Annotated in this window: 4 protein-coding genes; 1 reads left to right on the forward strand and 3 read right to left on the reverse strand. The window is 50.3% G+C overall.

What is annotated here, in order from left to right; translation table 11 throughout:
* Positions 1-256: 256 nt before the first annotated feature.
* Positions 257-22,852 carry a malectin domain-containing carbohydrate-binding protein gene (locus ABDW72_RS05040; RefSeq protein ID WP_347157367.1) on the reverse strand — a complete coding sequence of 7,532 codons (22,596 nt, stop codon included), beginning with the start codon at positions 22,850-22,852 and terminating at the stop codon, positions 257-259.
* A 1,251-nt stretch (positions 22,853-24,103) separates the two neighbouring features.
* On the opposite strand from ABDW72_RS05040, the gene ABDW72_RS05045 reads away from it, so the two are divergent.
* The gene (locus tag ABDW72_RS05045; RefSeq protein WP_347157368.1) at positions 24,104-24,280 is read left to right on the forward strand and encodes a hypothetical protein; all 177 of its coding nucleotides are present in this window, start codon (positions 24,104-24,106) and stop codon (positions 24,278-24,280) included.
* A 184-nt stretch (positions 24,281-24,464) separates the two neighbouring features.
* Here the strand turns inward: ABDW72_RS05045 and ABDW72_RS05050 are convergent, their stop codons facing one another.
* A complete protein-coding gene (locus tag ABDW72_RS05050; RefSeq protein WP_347157369.1) occupies positions 24,465-25,073 on the reverse strand; it encodes a sterol desaturase family protein in 609 nt (202 codons plus the stop codon).
* Between the two features lie 97 nt (positions 25,074-25,170).
* Entirely contained in the window at positions 25,171-25,680 is a 510-nt protein-coding gene (locus ABDW72_RS05055; RefSeq protein ID WP_347157370.1) for a shikimate kinase, read from the reverse strand.
* Between the last annotated feature and the right edge of the window lie 23 nt (positions 25,681-25,703).

A 25,703-nucleotide genomic window follows, 5' to 3' on the forward strand; every position in this document is an offset into this window, starting at 1 on the left:
ATTAGTATAAAGAAATAGATACTATTCCTAAAAAGCAAGTACTCACCTTCATTTTTAACAGACAGGTAATAGATTGTAAATACAAGATGGTTCTGTTACCCTCGGGCATAAAGCAAGTATAGCCGCCTATATTTCTGAAAGCACGTTGCGAGACAAGCATCAATAAAAAAGGCTAAAGCCAGGTAGAGATAGATTTCATCTCCCCTGGCTTTAGCCTTTTTAGATTCAACTCCGCTTAGCGGGCTCCCGGTTTATGTCAGTTTACCAGGAGCTTGGTGTGTGAGGAGCCGGTAGCAGAAGTCGCCCGAATGATGTAGACGCCTTTGCTGAGTTGCTTGTTTAGGTCAACATCCAGTGTAGAAGCACCACTATCATCTGTTTCGGTTGTTTTGGCATAGATGATGCGCCCGTCAACCGTGTAGATCGTCACCTTCACTGCTTCCCGTTTGCCGTAGTTGGCAAGCGTCACCCCTACCTTATCACCCGGGTTAGGGTTCGGATACGCTTTGACCCACATACCAGCTTCTCCCATTCCTGCTCCATTCAGGCTAACATCAGAAGAAGCAGCCAGTAAAGAGGCGTTGATGGCACTCGGCAATACTTCTATCGCTGAGATCTTCGGCCTATCGGCGCTGGCGCTGAAGTTGATCGTCAGTACGCCATCCGTAACAGATACTGTAAACTCTTTGATGACAGCCGTGCGCGTACCAACCGAAGCGACAATGTCGTAACGCGGCAGTTCCACGGTTCCTCCCTCCAGATTTACATCAAACACCCGTTTGCCGATGCTGGTAGCACTCCAGTAAATTTCAGCAAAGTGCAGTTTCACCACATACTGGCCATTTGGTACCGGAATGTTATAGGCAAAACTTCCGAGGTTTGTGTTCGAACCTCTTTCCGTTTTGTACAGCTGATCATCCTCTGTACCGGCAATGTCCGCGATCGATGTGTTCTGGTAAGTATAAGTATTCGAGAAGTACCTATCTGCACTAAATACGGTTCCATCTTTCAGCGTAAGCGCCGGGCCACCTGCGTTAATCCTGATCGGCGAGAAGCAACCCAGCCCTGTTACCTGCACATTGCTAAAGTTAGCGGAGGCAGTTGCGCTGTTGTTGTGCGCCGTTACTGCCAGGCCGATCAGCACATTGCTGTTCATGCTGATGGTAGCCTGCCCTACCAACGTCCAGGATTGTCCTGTAGCTGAGATGTAGCCTTTGAACACGTTGCCTTCGCGGGTGATGCGCACCCACTGTGGTGCAACGGCAGCTCTGCTAACGCTATTCATACTTCCGCTCGTGGCTGTGCGGTACTGGAAGCTGGCGCCGTTGCCAGGAGTAAGCACCATCATAGCATGCTTCGATCCGGTAGCATCCGTTTCGCGGATCATTACGCCTGCCTTTGCCCACGGGTCTGTGTTGGTCAGGCTGTTCACGCGGGCTATGATCTCGCCATTACAGCTCAGGTTTTGGTACACGTATCTGAACTGATCGGAAGTGTTCCAGATGTCGGTGCCTGAACCTTGCACCGTATAGCTGCCATTACTGTAGCAAACGTCTCCCGCACTGCCCACAGCCCCGATGTTCTTTGACAACCAGCCACTCGGAAGTGCACAGGCAGTAGCAGGATTAACCGAGATGACCACTTCATCAGAAGCCGTAGCTCCCTTGTTGTCTGTCACAGTCAGGATTATAGTATGCACCCCAGTACTCAGACTAAAGGTAGGCTTCGCTCCTGTTGCGAGCTGGGAGTTGCCTTCTTTCCATACATAGCTGCTGATGGTGCCATCCGGATCAGCGGAGGCTGAACCATCCAGCGATACCAAAGCAGTGCCATCTGCGCCAGCCAGGAGCGCCTGGTCGGCGCCAGCTTTTGCTATAGGCAACTGGTTAGCAGTGCTCTGGGCCGGTACTATTTCGATAGCGCTGATCTTTGCGTTCTCTACCTGGCGGATAAAGTCGATGGTTACGTTTCCGTCTACAATCGTGACAGGGAACTCCCGCATAATTACTTTGCGTATGCCGCCTGCTTCTTTGTAAATATCGAAGCTTACCAACTCTTTGTCTCCCCCTTCCAGGTTCACATCAAACACCCGCAGGCCTGTTCCGTTCTTATTGAGCTCGGTAAAGTACAGGCGCACCATGTAGCTGCCATTCACTACCGGTATGTTGTAAGTAAAGGCTACAGCCCCACGTGGAACCGTTACACCTCCAAATGCGCCACCAGTCCACTCTGTCTGGAAGATATTCTGGGTCATATTTGACGGCACCCCTGAGATGGATGCTAACGGACTCTGGGTATAGGCAAAGCCTCCGCTCACATAATTGTTGCAAGCACCGGCGGCACTACATCCCGACCAGGTTACGCCACCAGCTGTCTGGGTGCTACCTCCGGCATTCACCCGCATCGTAGACAGTGTAGGATTGCTATTCTCCGGTGCAAAGTTGGCCGTCACCGCCTTATCTCCTGTCATCACTATACCAAGCGGATTTGTAACACCTGTTGCATCGCCACTCCAACCTACAAATATGTACCCGGTCAGCGGTGTTGCTGTAAGTGTAACGGTTGTTCCGTAAGTATAAGTTGTTCGTACTGGGTTCACGGAGACAGCGCCCCCGGCTGAGGCTGTAGCATTCAGGCTATACTGCTTCTGCCGGAAGTTAGCCGTTACAGCTACATCAGCGGTTACGGTTACGACCAGGCTACTGCTCTGGCTGCTGCTGCCCGTCCATCCGGTAAACTCATACCCATCGCTGGCTATGGCAGTAATGGTTACTTCTTCGCCTTGCGTATAGGTTGTTTTGGCCGGATTTACAGTTACCGCTCCTCCTGTTCCCGCTGTCGCGCTTACCGTGTAGGTCTTCAGACTGAAGGTCGCGATGATGGCTTTGTTGCCGTTCATCGTAATGGATAGCGGGTTAGCAGAGCCGGAAGCATCGCCGCTCCAGCCAGTAAACATGTAGCCCGGCTCCGGTGTGGCAGTAAGCTTGACCGTTGTTCCGCTGCCGTAAGTGCCGCTGCTCGGAGTTACAACTCCCTGGCCTTGCGTGGTTACTGTTAAAGCATACCCGGCAGATTCTACCACCACTGTAACATCAGCTGAGTTAACAGCACCGGCGTTGTCTTTCACCGTTAAGGTCAGTTTGTGGCTGCCCAATCCGAGCGATACCGTTGGCGAAACCCCTTTGGCCAGCACCGTTCCCCCTTCACTCCAGGTATACGATACCAGGTATCCGTCCTGGTCAGCCGAAGCGGCTCCGTTTAGGGTTACACTTGCCTGCGCGCCTGTAGTTGGTACCGTTCTGTTTTCCCCGGCATTTGCTACCGGCAGTGTGTTCAGTGTCGCTTCGCTCAGCGGTACAACCTCAATGGCACTGATCTTGGCATTTTCAATCTGCCGGATAAAGGCGACAGATACATTGCCGTCCGTTACTGTAACAGGGAACTCGCGGTAGATCGCTTTCAATGCTCCATCTGCTTCTGCAAACACATCAAAGCGTGTCAGCACTTCCTGTCCCTCCAGCTTCACGTCAAATGTTCTGAGATTCACACCGGTCTTGTTCAGCTCTGTAAAGTATAGGCGAACCAGGTACTGGCCGTTTGTAACCGGAATGCTGTAAGCAAAAGCCGTTGCACCTGCCGGCACTACATTGCCTCCGCTCTGGCCTCCTGTCCACTCGGTCTGGTACACGCTCTGGTTCAGGTCGTGGAAAGCAGCTCCTGTAATAGTTGGCAGCGGCGTCTGGGTATAGGCAAAACCACCGGTAACATAATTGTTACAGTCTCCTGTTATACAACCTTGCCAGGTTACCCCGTTCACGGTCTGCGTCGTTCCGCCGGCATTCACCCGAACCATAACAGGCAGCGGTTTATTTACCGTCACTTTTACTGTACTGTTAGCAGCAGCACCTTTCGAGTCTGTCACGGTCAGCTGGAATGTATAAGCACCTTCCACCAGGCCTGTTACGTCTGTCGTTGCCTGGGTAGCCGCAGCAATCACAGCTGTATTCGGGCCGCTAAGCTGGCTCCAGGCAAAGCTTACCTTGGCACCATCTTCCTTATCTGATCCGGTACCTGTCAGGGTTACTTTGCTAGTTGGCAGCGTGATAGTCTGGTCCGTACCCGCATTAGCAACCGGAGGCTCATTTACTGCTTCAGAAACAGTGATCACCTCTATGGCCGATACCTTCGGACGGTTCGCGGTTGCTGCAAATTCCAGGTTCAGGACACCATCCGTTACGGCCACATCATATGATTTAACAACTGCTGTGCGCACACCGACATCTGCAATAATGTCATAGTTGCTGAGAACGGTTTGACCTTCCACTTTCACGTTCATCACCCTTCTGCCAATATCTGCTGTCGAAGTAGAGTAGATCTCTGCGAAGTGCAGTTTTACCGTATGATTGCCATTCTTCACCGGAATACTATAGGTGAAGCTGCCTCTGTCAGTGTTTCCACTGCGTTCAGTTTTATAGAGCAGATCGTCTTCGGTATTGCCGATGTCAGCAATCGACGTGTTGCTGTACGTATTGGAGTTGGTTGTTGAGAAGTACTGATCGGCCATAAAGTTATCGCCGTTCTTGGCCTGGTAGGCAGCACCTCCCGCATTAATTCTGATAGCCGTAACCACACAACCATCTACGCGGGTTATACTTACCTCCTGCGACTTGCTGCAGCCAGTGGTTGCATCGGTTACTGTTACCGTGTATACTCCCGGGCTCAGGTTTGTGGCCGTGCTGCCGGTCTGCACCGGCGCCGTGTTCCAGGCGTAAGTATAATTTCCTGCGCCACCTGATACGTTGCTCACGGTAGCGGTACCAGTTGCCGCATTACAAGCCAGTGCCGGAGCCGACACCTCAAACGCAAGGTTATTATCCCTGTTCGGCACCGTGATCACAGCGGATGTTTCGCAGCCGCCCGCCACATTCTCTCTGGCATAGAAAGTATAGCTGCCGGCAGCCAGGTTAGCAAATACTGCGGATGCCTGGTAAGTGCCTGCAGCACCCATTTTATACTGGAACGAGGTAGCTGTAGAGTTAGAAACCGCCAGTTCCACAGCGCCATCTGGTACGCCGCAAGCTGATCCGGTTATCGTTTTTGTGCCAAGCACCAGCGTACTGGTGCTGTTTGTCACACCAAATATCTCCATACCTGCCAGGGCCAGCCTGTTGGCACTTGGGTTGAACTTCGCGTTCAGGACTCCGTCCGTCACGGTTACTTCAAAGTCCTTCACCAGTGCGGCCTTGTAGCCTACTTCCCGGTAAATATCCAGGTTAGACAGGCGCAGCTCGTTTTCAAGGCTTATGTTAAACACCCTGGATCCTACTGCTGTCCAGAAGTTCTCTACAAAGTGCATGCGCACCATGTAAGTACCATTGGCCATTGGCACGGCATAGCTGATCTCGTTCAGATCACCGGTAGAAGACAGATACGTTTGGTACAGCACGTCGTCATCGGTACCGGCAATTGGCGTGGCAGCAGGTTTGTCGAGCTGTACGTTGCCTTTGCGGTAGCTCTTGTCTGCCTCCCATACATTACCGGCAATCGTTACGCTCGCATCGGCACCGCCTTTGATGCGCTTGAGCACGGCAATAGCAGAGCAGCCATCATCGGCTATACCATAAAGCGGTATGCGCAGCGGCGAAAGTGAGTTGTTGTAATGCACCAGCAGTGCGGCATTTTTAATGCCTCGGCTGCCGGGCCTGAACCCTACCGCAACGGTAGTAGAAGCCTGTGGTGCTATAGTTGCAGCAGCAGGTGTTCCTACCGTAAAGTCACTCAGGTCAGCGCCCGTAATCTCAACACGCTTGATGTCTATAGCAGGGTCGCTGCTGCCATCCGGGTAAGTTTTGCCCAGGTTGTTCAGCGTAATGGTAGCCGTTTTATTCGCGCCAACCATTACATTACCTATACTTACGGCTGATGGTGCAGTAGCCAGTTCTGAGAAGTTGGCCGGACCAGTTTCAGGTTTCACGTTACTGATATAGAAGACGTTGTCCTGATAGTCGTAGTTGGTAACAGTTGGATTGCCGATATAATCATGGCCAATAATATAAGCGTTCGGAATGATGTTGCCGTTCGCATCGATCGCCTTCCAGATTCGCAGGCCTATTTTGCCTTCCGAGTTTCTGGTTCTGTCGGAGTATGAGCTGCTAACTTTAAACCCGAAGGCTGCCGTCGGGTTCGCCGTTGTTGTGGACGGCGAGAATGTTCCCTCTGCCAGCACAGTGGTAGAGCCGTTCTTTCTTGGCAACAGCGACTGCCCGTCGAGCGCATTATGCGTGAAGGCAGTACTATTGGTGGTGCTTCCTTTTGCATACCACTGGAAAGATTCCGTAGCGGAGCAGCAGCCATGGTAAGCACCCATTTGAATCACATACACCGGCTTGCTTGCATCGGCCCGTAGGAAGAAGGACGACAGAATCTCATCTGAGTTCGACACGATGTTGCTACCATCTGAAGTGCCGTCGTTGGAGCTAAATCCTGTTTTGGTCTTGAATCCGAAGGCATTTATGATCTCTTGAGCATACGGCTCATTGCTGCCTTCACCTCTGTTCTGCCACAAGCCATGCAGCTTCACTTTCTTATAAGGCGCCAGATCATCGTTAGATGCTATATACAAGGTGTCGTGCAGCACTTTCACGCGGCCTCCCAGGTCTTTGGCAATAAACTCAATGGTAGCTTCTACCGCGCTTCCGGTGTTTACAGTTACCGGCAGTGCTGTGGTAGCATCAAAGTCTACGCCATTCAACTGGGCAATTTTCCAGCCGCTTGTGTTAGATAGGGTCAGGTTGCTGATCACCAGCGGACCTGCACCCTTGTTGCTGATCTTCAGTTTTACCTTATTATGGTTTTCATTATAAGGCGTAACGGTTGGATCTGTTCTTCGCCACGGCGTCTGAACGTTAGAGAAGGTCAGGTGGTCAGCTGCTGGGAACTTGTCCATATTCTCCACCACCATGTTAGCATAGCTCAGCACTGGTTTTACCACACTGAAGCTGATAGGCTGCGACGTGAACTCGTTGCCATTGCCATCCACCGCTTTCGCCCGGATAGTATAAGTTCCAGGCTCTTTCACCTGGATCGGAGCGAAGTATTCTGTAAACGGACCGTCGTTCAGGCTATAGTGCACAGAAGTCAGACCTGAGCCGCCGGCATCCGAAGCATCAACTGTTGCAATTACTTCGCCCTTGTATACACCAGGAGATTGTACGGTGCCTTTCAGCTTCACCACTGCAACTGGTGCCGTATGATCGCCCTCTGGTGTGGCAGTGTCTATGATTACATAGTTGATCTTGGTGTTTGTACCACCTGATGCATCAATGGTCAGCTTGCCATCGTTCACTTCCACTATCACGGTCACAGCTTTATACTTCAGTTGCGCCGTTGGTATAAAGCCGTTGATGGCTGCTATACCTTCTACATTAAGCTGGTGTCGGCTATCAAAGAAGTCCGGGTCACCGGCACTTACTGATACCTTATACAAGCCATTCGGCACCACATACTCCCAGGTGCCTGGCGTCTGTCCGTTGCTGGTGCCCTGCATAAGCGCCAGTGTACGCAGGCGCACCTCATCGCCGCTGGCTGTGCGGTCGCGCATGCTGGCGGTGTGGTCTTTCGGCTGCTTCGTCACAGGATCTATCCAGCCGTAGCCGCGTACTGCATCAAATGCTAAGCCGGCATCCGGCGCATAGCCTGTAGGGGTAGCGGAAGATGCCATCTGGAAGTTAACCTTCACGGAGTTGGCACTAAAGCCACCTACCTCCAGACTTACCTGCATGGTGGCGCTCACATAGCCTTCAGCCGCCGCTGTAACCGTTGTCTCGTAGGTGCCTGCGGTCAGACCAGTAGCATCTACGCCAATAGAGAGCTTACCTGCAGCTGCTGTTGGTAGCAGCAGCCAGTTGCTGTTGGCTGATTTCGTTAACGTGATGGCTCCCGGAGTGCCGGTGTTAGCACTCAGTGTCACCTCTTTCGCCGAACTGGTTCCGCCTTCTGTTACCGCAAAGTCCAGCGTATTAGGGGTGAAAGCAAGTGTCTGACGGGCACCTGCAGGCACCACATTCGTCAGCACGAACACATAATCCTGGTAGTCACCATTCTCCGCATCTTCAAAGCATACCAGGTAACTGTTTGGCACTGCTTGTCCGTCGCGGCCTTTCATCGGATAGATGCGTACCCGGTGGTCGAAACCAGCATTGGTTTGTGCGTTCAGGTTATCCTCTGTATACGTTTTGCGATTAAAGGTTTTCGAATCTACATAGATACCGAATGTCGCTGTTTGCGGATCAAAGGTACTGCCCCCCGAGGCTAAGCCCGGGAACAGCGTCTGGTGATTGGGAGAACCTCCCAGTAAGACACCTACCTGATTTAAGGAGGTGGCAGCAGCTCCCGTATACCAGCCAAACGGCAGTTCTTCGGCAGGAGAGTAACGGGCAACCGGCGTAATGGTCACATTGCCGTTGCCGGCTTTCTCAAACAGAGGCACTAGGGCCTCCTCGCCTTTTGCGTCAGAATCCATGCTGCTGGACAGCGTTGTCCAGCCTACATTTATACCATAGCCTAAGGTTTTTACCACATTGGCCAGCGGTGGCTCATTGCCTCCCTCAAACCCACTGGTGCTAAGCCCATACAGGCCTACTGTTTTGATTGGAGCAGCTGGGTCATTGGAGGCAATCTCCAGGGCTGCCTCCAGGTTACCCACCGCATTCGGCGCAAAAGTAACGTTTACTGTGGCAGTTTCTCCGGCTTCCAGGGTAGCAGGTGTGCCCGCTACCGTAAACAGTGCCTGGTTAGGTCCTGTCTTTGTAATACTGCTGATGGTGAGCGGGCTTCCGCCTTCATTCTTCAGCATTACAGCCTTTGGCCCGATCGTAGTGCCATTTACTCCATTAAAAATAAGTTCGGCTGGTGTTACAGCGAGTGTCGGTACAGTAGTAGACGGTTGCACAATGATCGAGGTGATCTTGGTGTTGGTACCGCCCGCTGCCGTAATGGTCAGGCGACCATCCGTTACGTTGACAGTTACTGTTTTCTGCTCGAACTCTTTGGCCGGAGTACCCTGGAACTTATCGATAGCGGTCACGCCCTCCACATTAATGGTGTGCTGGCTGTCGTAGATATTGTTCGCTCCTACCTGGTCGCCAACGCCTACTGTTACATCGTAAACGCCATTGGCTAGCTCCGCTTCCCAGATGCCTTCTGTTTTATTACCATTGGCAGGACTGCCGTTTGCAATGTCGGCATACTGCATCAGCACGATGGTGTTCAGCAGCAGGTCGATGCCTACCCGGTTGCGGTTACGTCCGTTCAGGGTCAGGTCCAGCGGCGTCTGTCCGTCTGTTGTCAGCCAGCCATACTTGTTACCATTGCCCCTGTCGCCGAAAGCCTGTCCGTAATCTTTAAGCCAGCCGCTTGGTGCTGCCGTAATCTGATCGGAGAAGTTTACTTTTAAACCGGCTACTGTTGGCGGCGGCGTTTCGGTAACCTTTTCAAACTCTATTGCTGAAATGATGGCATTGTTAGCGATCGACGTGAACGCGATATCGAGTTTGCCATCAGTTATACTTACATTATTGAAGCTCTTCACAACTGCTTTTCCGGCGCCATCCTGGGCGAAGATATCATAGTTGCTTAGCACGCGCTGTCCTTCTAAGTCTACATGGAACACCCTGGCACCTGCTGTGCCCGCTACGCCTCCCGGTGCACCAAAGTATGGCTCCAGGAAGTGAAGTTTAACATTGTACTCTCCCGGTTCGCTAACAGGTATACTATAGCTGAAAGGAGTGCCAGGGCTTCCTGCAGTGGCAGCAGGAGTCGCATACCTGTAGGTCAGGTACAGGGCATCGTCAGTAGTGCCTTGCACATCAAAGGTTTTGGAAGACACAGCGCCGCCTACGAACGCAGCATCTGCGCTCCAGGACTGTGACTGGCTGTCGGTAAACTGCGGGCCGCCGGCGTTGATTCGGTTGCCGGTATTCACCACCACCTGACCAGCAGGGCGCACGTTGCGCACAATCACGACAACATCCTGGAAGTCAAATCCACTGACATGTTCTTCTGTGGCTATCACATAAGCATTTTCCACCAGCACGCCATCTGCATTCTTCAGCGGATACACGCGCACATGGTGCGGTATAGCGCCGGTAAATGTGTTCAGCGCGTCTTCGCTATACAAGTGGCGATCAGCAAAGTATGGCCAGTGTGAGTAGAAGCCAAAGCTACCGATACCCGGGTCAAAAGACAGGTTACCGACGGCATTTACGCGTACGGTCTGGTAGTCGCTGTTTGCTACAGTGAACAACTGGTTCTTTGCATTGGCATCGCCTGAAGTATACCAGCCAAAACCGGTTACAATACCTTGGGCATCCTGCGGACCGAACACGGCGAGTGGCTCAACGGTAACAGGGCCATCCACGGCTCTTTCGAACTTCTGGATAGCAACTTCATCACCCAGCAAAGCGGCCTTTTGTTGTGTGGTGCTGCTGTTGATGATATTCGTATTCACATCGTCATCTCCAACATTGATCTTCAGCCCATACAGGTTCAAAATAGCCTGCAGCGATGGCTCGTTAGTGCCGGAAAGACCGGCAGTTCCTAAACCTTTCAGCTGTACAAGCTTATCTGTTCCGCCGGTGCTGCTGATGCGCAGACTGGCTTCCTTCACGCCGGTAGAAGTTGGTGTAAAGGCAACGTTGAAAGTGGTTGCACTGTTTTGTGCCACGGTGAGCGGCATGCTACCAACACCTGACAGCCGGAACTGACTGGCATTTACCCCCTCCAGCGCAATCCCGCTTATTGTGAGCGTGGCGTTGCCGGTATTGGCAATGGTAACTGTTCTGTTTACGCCAGTTGTATTTACCACCACGTTATCAATCACTTGCCCCGGTGTAACGGTGGCTACAGCAGTTGGAGCAGATGGTGTAGTCGCTTTCAGCAAGGTGATCTGCGTTGCTTTGCCGGCAGTGTTGTTCCAGTTATACTCTATTACATAGATGTTACCTGTTTCCACATCCTCTGTAATATCCAGCGGGTTAGACAGGTTGCTAAAGCCCGGTATACCATTGGTGCCGGAACCGGTACGGGAATCTACAATGTCGTAAACAGCATCGCTTCCCAGATCAGCACCAACCGCCATTGCGCCAGGCTTGAGGGCGATAATGTCGCTGCCGCCGCTGAAACGGCATACCAGCAGCCAGCCTTTCAAAGCACCGCCAAAGGCATTGCTCTTGTACTCAAGTGCTCCGTTTGGCGATTTGTTATATTCAAAATCGAAGGCGGCGCCCCGGTAACTTACATCAGCTACTGTTCCGGCCGGGTATTTAGTGTCATCCGCATACCCTCTGTTGGCTACATACTGTCCGCGAAGCGGGTTAGGATGGCCATAGAATCCTACTGGTTTGGAAGGGTTGATACGGAACAACCAATCCCGCTGTACCTGCACGCTGGTTGTGGCAGGTATAGCCGGTCCGTCGTAGAAAGTTCCGTCCGGACGACGGGTACCCAGTACCGAAACCGGCGTATTGCCGCCCGCTGCAGAGCCGTTGGCAGGCACATACAACTGGCCGTTGCTATGCCACACCAGGTCAAAAGCATTTCGCACACCTGAAGCATAGATCGTCAGTGGCGAGTTGGTGGCATAAGGGTTGTAAGTGCCATCCGCCATGGTGATAGAATTGGCCGGTGCCGCATTGATCAACGACTGATTGGCTGTTGTCTGCACATCCAGTGGCAGCGGCAATCCATTCAGTTTATCTACATCCAGCCGCAGCACTGCTCCGGACAGAAGTGTTTCGTTGCGCTGCCAGGTGCCATCGTAGGCACCCATAGAGCTGCAGCTACCTTGGTTAAAGTATAAGGCGCCATCCGGACCAAAGGCTATACTATTTACCAGGTGGTCTTTCTTAGAGCGTGGCAGTTTGGTCAGTACCAGCTGCTCATTCTCCAGGTTGCTGCCTGTTAACTTCGATATCTTACCGTCAAACTCCGGTGCATTATCCAAACCAGATGAGCAATGCGATACCCAAACAATCAGGTTATCAGCTGTAGCAGCCGGGTCGAATGTTAAGCCTACTGCAGAACGGTTGCCATACGTATTCACCAGTTTCTTCAGCTCCTGCATTCCGCTGAGCTGCCCGGTAACATGGTCTACATTAAAGCGTTCGATAGTACCATCAAGTCGCAGGGCATAGAACTTACCGTCTGGCCCGAAGGTCAGCGAAGTATACTTCTTCCCTTGCGTGCCAGGAATTGCCTCCGGCTTAAACTCCACTGCCAATGGGCCGGTAGGTTCTGTTGAGGCTGATCCGGTGGTAAAGCTAGCTTCGTACGGCATAAACTGAGCGCCACTGTACGATTTCACGCCATCAGTTATTACAAACTTATAAGTAGTATTCGGCTCCAGGGCAAAAGAAGGCGAGAAGCTGATAGCATCGCCGCCACCGGTACCTTGCACCGTACCGATGATAGATGTGGTAGAGCCGCCGCTAACCTTGAACAGTTGCACGGTGCTGGAGGTAATGGTTGCATTATCGACACCACCTTTAAAGCCAGGTACCTCGGGCACATAGATGGAGTTCGCCGCAATAGTCGGGTTAAGCGCCACCCCTGTTGCTCCGTCAGCTGGCGTAGAAGAGATCACGTATGGCCTGGCAGATGGGTCTACCACGGTAACTTTCACAATAAAGCCGGCACTTGTAAATCCGTTTGCCGAAGCTGAAACAGTAGCAGTATAAGTGCCTAATTCCAAGTCCTTCGCTGCAGTATAATCGAAGGTAACATTCGGTTCGCTGGTATTATGTGAGGCATTAAAGCTCAGCCACCCAGACGGACCTTCGCCATAGTTGACGGAAAGCGCTGCCTGTACATCTTCCTGGCTGTTCGACTTGTTCAGCTCCAGCGAGAAAGATTTGTCCGTAGCATCTGTTCCTTTTTCAATTACCAGTGTCTGGCTATTGGCAGACCAATATAAGTATGGATCAGTGGAAACAGGTACGATCAAGGCAGAGTTGATCTTGGTGTTCGTACCGCCGTCGGCATTAATGGTTAGGTAATCATCTGTTACGGTTACTCTTACCTTGGCAGATTGGAACCTTGTCAGGCTGCCGGCAGTGCCGCTTGGCACAAACCCTTTAATGGCACTTACACCTTCTACATTTATACTATGGATCTCCGTATCCTGATTAACAGAGCCGTCGCCAGCTGATACGGTAACATCATAAATACCATTCGGTACTTTAACTTCCCAGTATCCTTCTATCGGAGTACCGTTAAATGTGCCGCTTACCTGGTTTGCCTGCATGTGCATCAGCGTTGCCAGCAGCACATCCGAAGGCACCCCGCGGTTACGGCCGTTGCCAGGCGTACTGCCCCCTACCGACAGATCAAGCAGGCTGCCGTCTGAACGTTTCCTCCAGCCATAGATCAAGCCACTACCTTGATTCTGCCCGGTACGGGAGCCAAAAGCCTGTCCATAATCACGTACCCAGCCCGTAGGCGGCACTGTATTGGGATCCTGGAAGTTTACGCGAATTTCCTGCGCTACTACTTCAGGTGATGTAATGGTCAGGTTAACTGTCAGAGTCGCGTTGGTGTAATCGGGAGCTGCTGCTGTTACCGTAGCCATGTAAGTGCCCGGTGCCAACCCTGTAGTAGAAACAGCAAAGTTGAGCGCGCCCATGCCGCTGGCAGGCAAGGTCAGCCAGTCGCTGTCAGCTGATTTGCTGAGCGTCACGTTTGGCGTACCCTGGTTGGCATTTAGTGTCGCAGTTTGAGCCGCTACCGTGGTGCCCACGCCTGCTGAAAAGCTTAAACTTGACGGAGTAAAGGCCAGCACATTCGAAACTGGTGTAACGGCTTCCACCTTAAAGTTATCAAAACTATAAACCGGTGGGTTTAGCAGTGTTCCAAAGTTGGGGTCGCCGGCGTTGCGATGCGTGGCAAACACACCCGCAAAAGACATATTCGCTACTTCCCCAACAGTTTTACCAGCAATCAATGCCGGAATGTTCATGATGGCAGTAGCACCTCCTACCTGGATTTCAGCGCCACCGTTAATCGCGTAGAAACCAGTAACTGTACCTGCCGCGTTATCAACGAGCAGCTTTAACTTTACTGTGCTTGTACTGATGTTGGCAATAGCAGTAGTGCCGGACGTTACTACGTCTGCGGCCGACTGCCCGGACACAGCGCCCAGTTCTCTGCGCATCTCTATGATTCCGTTGCTAACCACTATCTTCACAAAGTTGTCTTCGTCAAGGCCATACCATAAGCCGGCCTGCTCCGCTTTTGCCCCGACATACGGGTTCACGACATCTGCTTCAATGGTGAACTTCTGCGTTGTGGCATTAAGACCGACACCCAATGCGTTGATCTGGGAGTTGGTGCGGGGGCTGGTAGTTCCTGTTCCGGTAGGTTTCAGGTATGCAATACCGCGGTTCGTCGTTATCTTTAGCTGTCCGTTTACAACTTCCAGCCTGGATGGCTCATAGCCTGGCACTTCTGCCATGTAAACAGGTCCGTCAGCGGCCAAACGGGCCGATGGTTTATCAACCATTCTGAAGCCGGTGCCCACACCAGCTTTATCTGCCAGGCCACCGCCATCCTCTCCAAAGTTCAGGATGTATGGGCTGTTCAGGTTAACCAGAATCTCAGGGCAAGGCAGTGTACTGATTTCAGAGCAGGCTACCACTGGTACCGACTCTTTAACAACAACGGCGAAAGTAGCACCTGTTGCCTCACCTGCAACGTCTGTAGCAGTTACTTTCACAGCCAGCGTGGTGGTCGTTGCCGGAGCTGTGCCGCTAAAAGTCAGGTTGGCAGCATTAAAGGTTAGCCAGGCAGGAAGCGCACTGCCATCCGCCAGCGTAGCTGTAAAAGTCATCTCATCTCCATCGGGATCGGTGAAGCTACCAGCCGAGAAGCTGAAAGCATCACCAACAGCAAGTTGCTGATCTTTTGGTGCTACTGCTACGACAGGTGCCCGGTTGGCAGGCGCCTGTTCTGGTGTAACAGAGAAGTTTTCAAATGTATAAGTTACCGGTGCAGTGGCATTACGATGCGTTGCCTGAATACCTGCGTATGCGCCGTTCACAGTAATATTCATCCCTGCTATACTCACAGCTTTTGCTGTATACCCTTCTCCCACGTTCGTGTAAACAATGCCGTCAACAGAGTAAAAGGCTTCTGCTGTTTGAGCGACAGGATCTACCACCAGGCGCAGGCGCACTATCTGGTTATCAAGTCCGCTGATGACTGGTGTCATGCGTTGATCAGGGTTGTTGGTGGCAACGGTGCTGGATACATCATTCAGTTCCCGGCGCAACTCCACTTTGTTACCTGTTACTACCAGCTTCAAAAATGTCTTATCATTCAGGCCCATCCAAAGTCCTGCCTGCTCCGACTGTGTTCCATTGAACGGATGTATTAGCGTGGTTTCCAACGTAAGCTTCTGCGAAGCATCAAGGGCAACACCCAATGAGTTTAGCTGGTTGTTGTTGTTGACAAAAGCAATGCCTTTGCTGGTAACAAACTGCAGCGTTCCGTTGCTGAAGGAGAGTTTGGAAGGTTCAAAACCTCTGACATCTGATGAAGGCGTTCCGTCTGCAGCATTACGGGTAGCAGCACTGTAGGCATCCACCATGGTAAAGCCAGTATTCGCCAGCTTTCCTTCATCTCCTGTAAAGTTCAGGTTAAACGGAAGACTCACGGCAATCTCAGTGCATGGCAGTGTACTGATTGGGGCACAAGCAGCCGGGGCAGCTTCGCCCGTACCTAACAGATTTATTTCAAATGGCACCTGCTCCGCATTGAGCAGCAGGACAAGCTTGGCCGTTATGGGGCCAACAGCTGCAGGCGTGAAGGTTACATCTACTGTCGTGCTCTCGCCCGGAGCCAGTGTTGTGACTGCTGGTGCGGTGGCAACAAACGCTTCGTTAGTGGCAGACACCTGCCCTAATGTGATTGCTGCACTTCCTGCAGCACCAATGTGCCGTAGTGTTATTGTTTGTTTACCGGAGGTTGTGCCAAGCATCTGCCCTGTAAAGGCGAGTTCTGAAGGCGTGGCTTCCAGGTTTGCTAATACATCTTCTTTCGTAACCGATACTACCCATTCCTGTGTAGTGGTACCGTCCTGCGCCGTTACTGTATAAGTAAGGGCGTTGGTAAAGTCGTTTGCTGTTTCGCCGCTTACCTGTACTACATCACCCACTGTAGCAACAGCACCTGTTGAAAGGCTGAAGGTGGCTTTCAGGTTGGTCAGGTCGGTAGCCGGCGCAACAGATACGGCTATAGTATGATCTGTTGTGTTGATTGTACCAGTGGCATCCGCAAGGGCAAAAGTGGTAATGACCGCTTCTGTATTTTGCGGATCGCTGAGGTTGAGGATAACCGGCAGTTTGGTGAACAGATATCCGACAGCTCTGGCAGTTACCTCTGTATTATAGGTGCCGGACGGCAGCGCACCAGGGATAGCTGTAAAGGAAAGATCGCCAAAGGCCCCTGCCGGAACAGTTAACCAGTCCGGCGCAGTTGCGAATAGCTTCGGCGTAGTGCCTGCTGCGGCTGGCGTACCTGTTAAAGCAACAGTTTTGCTGCTGGCGGCACTGCCTGTAAGGCCGTTAAATTCCAGCGGGTTCGGCGCAAAGGCAAGTGTACCTGCTGCAGGTTCTGTAGTAGGCGTAATAACAACAGAGCTGATCTTGGTATTAAAACCATCGAAGGCATCAATGGTCAGGAGTTCATCGGCCACATCTACAACAACGGTATTGGATTTATGGCGTGTGCCACTGTTGTTGAAAACAGTTCCTGCAGGAACAAACTGTATGATAGCGGCCACGCCTTCTACGTTGATAGAATGCTTCGGCGTATCCGTTATTTTACTATCTACTGAAGGATCACCTACTCCCACGGCAACGCGGTATCTGCCATTCGGAACTTTTATTTCCCATTTACCTTCTGTGGTATTGCCAGTGAAGCCGGCAGGATCGCCGCCCTGCATGTGGAGCAGCGTACCACGTAGTTTCTCTTCCTGGCTGGCGCTGGTGTAGGTCGACGTAATGCGGTTTCTTCCATTAAGCGTTAAATCTAATGGCCCATCATTCAGATCCCCTTTGTCTTTCCAGCCATAGCTTAATCCTGTGCCTTGGTTACTATCTGTGCGCACGCCAAAGCCCTGTCCATAATCTTTCAGGTACTCTGCGGGTGGCACGGTAGCCATATCCTGGAAGTTCACTTTTATACCTGTGGTCACGGTTACAAGTGCAGGCTCTGATACGGTACCTTTATCATCTGCTACCGTGTAGCTGAAAGTATAAGTACCCAAGGTTGCCGGCGTGTACCTGATTTTGCCCGTTGCGTCGACAACTGCTGTGCCTTGCTCCGGCTGCGTTGTAACAGTTACGGTTGTAACATTTAACGTGCCGTCTGTATCAGTATCGTTGGCTAGCACATCTATAAGTACCGGTGTGCCATGATAGGCAGTAGCAGCATCGGCTAAAGCTACCGGTGCTGTATTCTCCTGCGCTACATCCGTTACGTTTATATTAATTGTAGCGGTTGCTGTAGCCTTACCGTCGGTAGCGCTTACGGTTAGCACATGCTGTGCCGCACTCAGGGCAGCTGCAACCGTAATTTTACCATTAGCATCTATGGCAAACAAGTTTTGCTCGTTGCCCGTTGTGAAGGTATAGCTCAGCGCATCCTGGTCAGCATCAGTAGCTGCAATGGTGCCTACTTCTGCTCCTTCTGCTGCTGTAGAAACTACATTGAAGTTGTAGGTCGTTGTGGCAAAAACCGGGGCATTGTTAACCGGCGTAGCTTCTTTTACTGTGAAATAATCGAATAAAGCATTGAAGGTGCTTCCATTGCGGTAAGTGGCATATAACCCGGCATAGCTCACGCCATTTGTGCCGGCAAAGTAGCTATCTGGCAGTGCCAGTGTGCTGATACCAGTTGTTACCAGCAATGTTTCGGCTCCTGTACCTACTGTATAGTATGCTTTGGCAACTTTCGCAATCGGATCAATTTCTAACCGCAGCTTTACGTCTTGTCCTACTGCAAATGCTCCTGCCAGCTGTAACTGATCGGCTGTCGTACTTGATGATCCGTCGTTTACCTCGCGTCTAAGCTCAATATTTCTGACGTTGCTATTACTGTTTACATCAAGCTTTATAAAGTTCTTGTCATCAATACCAAACCAAATACCTTCCTGTGCTGACCCGGTAAAAGCCGGCACATTCAGTAAGGTTGTCTCGATGCTGAACTTCTTTGAAAGATTACGCAGCCCTACGCCAAGCGTATTTACCTGCGCATTATTGTTCAAGTAAGCAATACCTTTGTTGGCACTAACAACCAGGTTGTTGTTCAGCACACTAATTTTAGCAGGCTCATAGCCATTCACGATAGCATTCGAAACAGGCTGATCCTCTGTCAGTCTGCTGCCACTATGTGCCAGTGCCATTGTAAAACCAGTTCCTATACCATTCTTATCCACCAAACCCCCTGCTGCTGCACCAAACTCCAGTTGCACAGGCAAGCTTGCAACTACCTGGTCGCATGGCAGAATGCTATTCGGCGGACAGCCAACACCCACACCTGTGAGCGGGATAGTGAGCGACCCATTCTCCCCATTATGGGTTACTACCAAGCTTCCACTCGTTTCACCTGCAACTGTCGGATTAAAGAAGATATTCACTGTTGCTGTTTGACCGGCAGATAAAGTAACAGGAGTAGTAAACGGCGCTAAATTAAAGGCATTACCAGTAACTGCGACTGAGTTTATCGTTATGTCACCACTGCCCTGCTCCCCAAGATGCGTGAAGGTGATGGTTTTGGCCGTAGATTCTATACCTATAGTTTGCTCAGCGAAGTTTACAGCCTCATTACTCGTTCCTAATGCAGCAACAGTTGTAACTCCAGGCGATACCGTAATTGTAAAAGAGGTGCTCACGCTGGCAGCGGAAGCATCCGTAGCTGTTACTTTCACGGCAACCTCTTCAGCGGCTGCCGGTGCTGTACCACTGAAGGTCAGCTCCTGTGCGTTAAACACCAGCCAGGAAGGCAGTGCGGTTTCATCATCACGGGTAGCCGTGTAGGTGAGCACATCGCCATCCGGGTCTGTAAAGCTGCCAGCCGAAAAGCTGAAAGCCGTTTCTGTAGTCAGGTTCTGATCCTGCGGCGCCACGGCTACTTGCGGTGTCCGGTTTGCTTGCGTCAGCTCTTTAACAGCCAAAGTGAACACATCTGCCACCCTTGCTTTGCCGTCGCTGGCAGTTACCATGATCTGGTAGGTAGCCGCTTCAGTTGGTGTTCCGCTAAATGAGCTGCCATCAAAGGCTAACCACGCTGGCAAGGCATTTCCTGTTTCCAGACTGGCCGTATAAGTCAGCGCGTCCTCCTGGTCTGCATCCGTGAAAGTGCCTTCAGGAAGCGTGAAAGTGAAGGCTTCTCCAACCTCTATAGCCTGGTCTGCCAAGGCTACAGCAACTTCAGGACTATGATTGGCCGGAATGGTTTCTGTTACGCTGATATTTACTTGCGTAAAAGCCGAAGCTTTTCCATCGCTGGCAGTTACACTTAAAGCATAAACGGTCGGCTCAGTCTGCGTAAGAGCGGAGGCGACAGTGATAGCGCCGGTTGCATCTATGGCAAATTTGCCAGCTTCGTTGCCTGAGGTTATCGTATAAGTAAGAGGCTCATTATCTGCATCATTGGCAGCTACTGCTCCTATCGTAGTGCCCGTCTCAGCTGTTTCGGCTACACTAAAATCATAAGAAGCAGCTGCAAATACAGGTGCATTATTTTCTGCTACAGGCTCCGGAATAACTACGTTAGTATAATCAGTGCTGATGCGGCCAGCTGTAATGCTGCCGATGTTTCCTGCGTTGGCAGAGCTGATAAACCACCTGCCAATTACAGGCGCTTTATTTACAGTATGCGTAGAGGCAACCTTCGTCCAGTTTACCTGCTGCTCATTGAATACCGGATTAACGGCTACCCAATAGTCTATTGTGCCATTACCGTTCCAAATGCCTTTTACTACCAGTTGCAGTGCTTCATCCGCAGCAACATTTTGCCTGAAATGCACTTCACTTAGCCCACCCAGGCCTACCTGTGCCTCCAGTTGCCCGTTGGTTTTCCCCACTTGCAGGCGTACCCAGTTGGTTGTGCTAGTATTTGTGTTGCCGTCAATGCGGATTACCGAGCGGATACGGCTGTCGGCCAGGCTCCCGATCTGGCTCACCTTAAAGATAGTACCAAAATAAAATGGCTGATTGGCCTGTATCACCAACGGAGTAGCCGTGATCGCCTTGTTATCATATGTGTAAACAACATTAGAGAAGTCTACAGAATAGGCGGAGGTCAGATTTCCTGCTAAAGAAATTTTTGCCTGCCGCAGTTGAGCTTCACTGCCTGTTGCACTACTTGCCTCTTTTGCCCAGGCACTGCTGGCCATGTCCTTCAAAGCACCCTCTCCGTAGCTATCAAACTCATCCGCTTTCGTAAATGAAGGAGCTTGTGCCGGCGGGTTTACTGTTACAGCAAAAGTTGCAGCAGCGGCAGCCGCTGACGGATCTGTGGCGGTAACTGTCACCCGTAGGTTAGTAGCTATTAATGGTGCTGTACCCGAGAACTGCTGCGTGGCAGTATTATAGGTGAGCCAAACTGGGAGCGCCCCCCCACCTTCGAGCGTTGCCTTGTATGTGAGGGCATCATTGTCAGCATCGGTAAAGCTGCCACCAGAAAAGCTGATAAGGGAACCGCCTGTTAATATCTGGTCAAGAGGGGCTGAAGCTACTACCGGTGCCTGATTTGCAGCTGCGGGTGTGAGGGAGAAACTATTAAATGTGTATTCAACAGCAACTGTCGCCACTTCATTACGCTTGGTAGTAAAAATACCGGCAAATGAAGCCGCTGTTCCATTTACCTGATACTTATTTATCAGCGCATCTGTAATAGCGAGCGAGCCAATGGCTACTTCTGTGCCGTTGTTTAGTTTGTAATATCCCTTAACTGTTTTCTGAACGACATCTACCCGTAAACGGAGCGTAACGACACTGGTGTTTAAATTGGCCACATTTGCCTGCAACCTATTGGTTGCATCCGCAGAAGCTCCTGCGGTTTCAACCCGCATCTCCAATACGCCCCCATTCACGGCAACCAATTTGACATAGTTGTCCTCATTCAGGCCAAACCACACGCCTGCCTGCTCTGAATTGATGGTAGCATCTGAGTATGGGTTAACAATCTCAGTGCTTACATCAAAACTACCTGCTGCGGCAAAGGCTACACCAAGCGTGTTGATTTGTGAGTTGGTGTTTGTGCTGGTGGTGGTCTTCAGAAAAGAAATCCCTTTGGCCGCATTTATCTTAAGTTGGTCATTAGCCAGTACCAGGCGTGCCGGCTCATAGCCGGGAACACTAGGATTATAGATAGTTCCGTCAAGTGCTATACGCGCAGAGGGAGGATCTACCATGGTAAAGCCAAGCCCGGCTCCATTTTTGTCCTGAAGCCCTCCTTCTAAACCCGTAAACTCCAGCCGAACCGGAAGGCTTACAAGTAACTGGTCACAGGGCAGTGTGCTGATAGGAGTACAGGCAACCACCGGAACAGGCGCGCCTTCGCCTGATAGTGCTATCTGCAAGGGGCTGTTTGCACCCGTATGCGTAATAGTTATGATACCAGAAGCCGCACCGGTTGTTTTAGGATTAAAGGATACATTCACCCTTCCAACTGCAGATGGACTAACCACCATATCAGGAAGCGCTGAAACAACAAAATCTCCGTTATCTGATGTAACGGAGGTAATGTTTATAGCTGCACTTCCTGCAGCTCCGGAATGTATAAGTGAGATTGTTTGCGTCGCAGATGAAGTTCCGATAACCTGCGCATTGAAACTTAACGATGCAGGGTCTGCTACCAGGGATGCAACGACCACTTCAGGAGCTTGAACTGTAATTGTAAAAGAGGTGCTCACGCTGGCAGCGGAAGCATCCGTAGCTGTTACTTTCACGGCAACCTCTTCAGCGGCTGCCGGTGCTGTACCACTGAAGGTCAGCTCCTGTGCGTTAAACACCAGCCAGGAAGGCAGTGCGGTTTCATCATCACGGGTAGCCGTGTAGGTGAGCACATCGCCATCCGGATCTGTAAAGCTGCCAGCTGAAAAGCTGAAAGCCGTTTCTGTCGTCAGGTTCTGGTGAAGTGGCGCCACGGCTACTTGCGGGCTCTGATTGGCGGCAAGTTGCCCCTCTCCTGCTACTGTTATCAGTGTTGGACTGTCGGCTCCATCATGGGTAATGGAGATCGTTCCTGTAGCTTCACCAGCCACCGCTGGGTTGAAACTTACCTCAAATGTAAAAGTTTCTCCCGGGGCCAGCACTGCCGTAGCAGGATTTGGCACCACTATATAAGCGCTGTTATCAGAGGCAATATTGCTGATGCTGATCGAAGCACCCCCAACAGCCTCAGTATTGGTTAGCGTAACAGTTTGTGCCGCTGAAGCAGCACCAATTTCCTGAGCACCAAACTGCAGGGCAGATGCGCTTGCAACCAGTGTAGCTCCTGCCACAGGGGCCTCCTCTACCGTAATGGTGACGTCCGTACTGGCTGCAAGAGGCGGATCAGTAGTTGCCTCTGTCGCCGTAACCGTAAGGGTGTATGTAGCTGGACTTAATAAGCCACTAACGCTTATTTCATTCGTCCCGGATTTTATTTCAAAAAGGCCTGCATCATTGCCTGCCGTTATTGTATAGGTTAGCGCGTCGCTATCTGCATCCTGCGCTTCCACCGTTCCTATAAGACTTCCGACAGCGGCATCCGCACTTACAGAAAACACATAAGGTGTTGTTGGAAACACCGGTACCTGGTTAATAACTGCCGATCTGCTCTTTGCTGCTACAGCTCCACTAAAGTCAGCTGTGCTTTCTTTCTTCCAAGTTATGGGAGCATCGCTACGAGTTGCTTCCTCCGAATGCCCCAGAATACTTCCTGTGGTAAAGTAGGTATTTGCTAAAGAGGGCACCACTATGTAGGCAGCACAGATTACTGCTGCTACGAGCTTATAAGGTGCTGATGTTAATAAAGATTTAGGGTAGGTAAATCTTGTTTTCATACTTGGAAATTTGAATGTTACTAGTTTTAATTCTTTAAGCAGCAAATGCAAACACAGCAGTTTCAAGCTCTCTTTGCTATAAGAAAGCTTTCCAGGTGAGCGCAACTCTTTGCATAATTCTATGCATCGAGTTGATTGATATTTAAATTATGAGCGTCAGGCAGTTATAATATTCTAACTGTCTCAAATGTTCTTAAAGCACTAATACACTTGCGGAAAGTATATTGAAACTTTAATAAGGTAGAAGTTTCATCGCTTTGGCTAAAAGCATGCCCTTGCGGTTATCAGCATATTTACTAAGCACCCATACTTATAGGCACTTTTATAATACTAACCACAATGCTTGGGCTTATCTAAATTTCATGTTCAAGTATTTATTCTATTAGTTATAAATCAGAGGTGATGTATTTGGAGCTTTCAAGAAGCTGTATGCCCAAATGTCTTGTTTTAAAATTCTGTGCTATATTTCTGTTCAACTAACTTCATCCTAAAGCGAGAAATATTAAATATTTTTATTTAATAAATCATAAATTTTTTGCTAATATAAAATAACTTCTTTTACAAATAAAAATTAATCAATATTTTTTTATGTTTTTTGTTGTAGAAAGCTCACAACAGCATAGAAATGACATTCATATATAATCTAAGGAAATGCAATATTCTCATTAGAAATTATACTACGGACATTTGCAAAAGGCGGCTGAACTAAATATATATTATTTAAAATTTATTTTAGAAAAATGCCATTAGGCCAGATAAGACCGGAATAGGGTTTATGACAAGATCATATAGCACGTGTTTTCAGGAGGGACGATCCTGTAGCCCAGCTTTTCCTATGTTATAGCCCCACCGGATAGCAGAATTCACAATGTTGCCTAACCTTTTTTGCATTTTGCCAGTACTTACAACATACATGGCAATACCGTCATATGCAGTTAGCTATTGCTTTATCGAAGAAGGAAAGTGCTACCTGCTTAAACTATAAACTATAAAACTATGAAGAATATAAGACCATACTTACTCCCCGTTTTGTTTATCCTGTTTACTTTTTCATTAAGCAGTTGCGAAGCGATTGGCGATATCTTTCAAGCAGGCATGTGGACTGCCGTTATTGTTATTGTTATTGTGGTGCTGATCGTCATCTGGATCTTCAGAAAGATTACCGGACGTTAAGAGCCCGAATCATAAAACTCATCTAAACCAAAAGGGCACCTTAGCAGGTGCCCTTTTGGTTTAGATGAGTTTTTACTTTTGCTTTCAGCACAGCCGCTTACACGGCATCTTCAGAAACGGCACAGGAGAAACGACACAGGGAAGCCCTGAAAGCTTCCCTGTGTCGTTTCAATCGGGGTACATTCTACTTTGAGCGTTTCGGCATAGTGCCTAAAATATAGTCCCATAGCGGAGACGATACGCCAAAGGCAGCATTATGGTCTTTGTAGTGGTGAATGCTATGATGCACCCACAATGTTTTAAGGAAGTTCTTTGGAGGTGCATAAGCATGTACCGCATAATGCACAAACAGGTACAACGCATACCCGAACAACAGACCGGCCACTACACCGAACACAAACTGCCCGAAGATCAGCTTAAAGATAAAGAAGAAGGCGGAGGCATATAGGATGCTGACCACCGGCGGCATCGCCAGGCGCTTCTTATCTTTCGGAAACTCATGATGATTGCCATGGAACAGGTACTGCAGGCGAGCTTTGAAAGGCGTGCTGGTATCCATATGGAAAATATAGCGGTGCGCCAGGTATTCGATCAGGGTAAAAATAAGCCAACCCAAAAAGAAAAACCCTATGGCATTCAGCACATTGATAAAGCTGTAGGAAAGACCATAATAGATTAACCCAGCAGCAATAACGATAAAAATAGTAATTGGCATCGCAATATGCGTCCGGGTCAGCCTTTCAAGGATTGGGTTGTCGAAGAGCTGTGCACTTCCTTTATGATTCGGTTTCATATAATCTACTCTATACTTCTTTCGGCTGCAAAACTACTCAAAAAAAAATCTGTTGCCACTCCTAGCTCCGTCAAGTATAAAAGTATAACGCGAGGGGCTACGCAGAGTTCAGCACAGCCAGTAAATTCGCCACCTGATAGGGTGCCTGCGCCACAGTATACGTAGCCTGCTCGTAAAACTGCCGCCGTGTAGCTAATGTTTTAGCTAAGAAAATTTTAAGCTCTGCTTCGGTTTTGCCTGCCAGCAGCGGCCGCTCCTGCAGGTCCGATTGCAGGAGCCGCTGCGCGAGTTCGTTCACTGGCACATCCAGAAAAATACTTTGGCCGTGCCGGTTGATAAATGCTATGTTGTCGAAGAAACAGGGAGCACCACCGCCTGTCGCGATGACGGCCTGCGCATGCGCTTGTACCAAAGCTTCCAGCGCCTGCCGCTCCAGTACCCGGAACTGCTCCTGCCCTTCCTGTGCAAACAGTTCTGCAATGCGCCGGTCCTCCCGTTGCTCGATGTAAGCGTCCAGGTCAACGAACGGGTAACGAAGCCGCTCGGCCAGTTGCCGCCCCAGGGTAGTTTTGCCGCTGCCCATCATGCCAAGTAAAAAGATCCGCATCTGTTTAAATAGGAATAACGCTA

It is taken from the genome of Pontibacter chitinilyticus, assembly GCF_039748935.1.
GTDB lineage: Bacteria > Bacteroidota > Bacteroidia > Cytophagales > Hymenobacteraceae > Pontibacter > Pontibacter chitinilyticus.

Bases quoted from the DNA above. Each gene is read 5' to 3' on its own strand.
- ABDW72_RS05045 (WP_347157368.1), top strand. From the start codon at position 24,104: ATGAAGAATATAAGACCATACTTACTCCCCGTTTTGTTTATCCTGTTT.
- ABDW72_RS05050 (WP_347157369.1), bottom strand. From the start codon at position 25,073: ATGAAACCGAATCATAAAGGAAGTGCACAGCTCTTCGACAACCCAATC.
- ABDW72_RS05055 (WP_347157370.1), bottom strand. From the start codon at position 25,680: ATGCGGATCTTTTTACTTGGCATGATGGGCAGCGGCAAAACTACCCTG.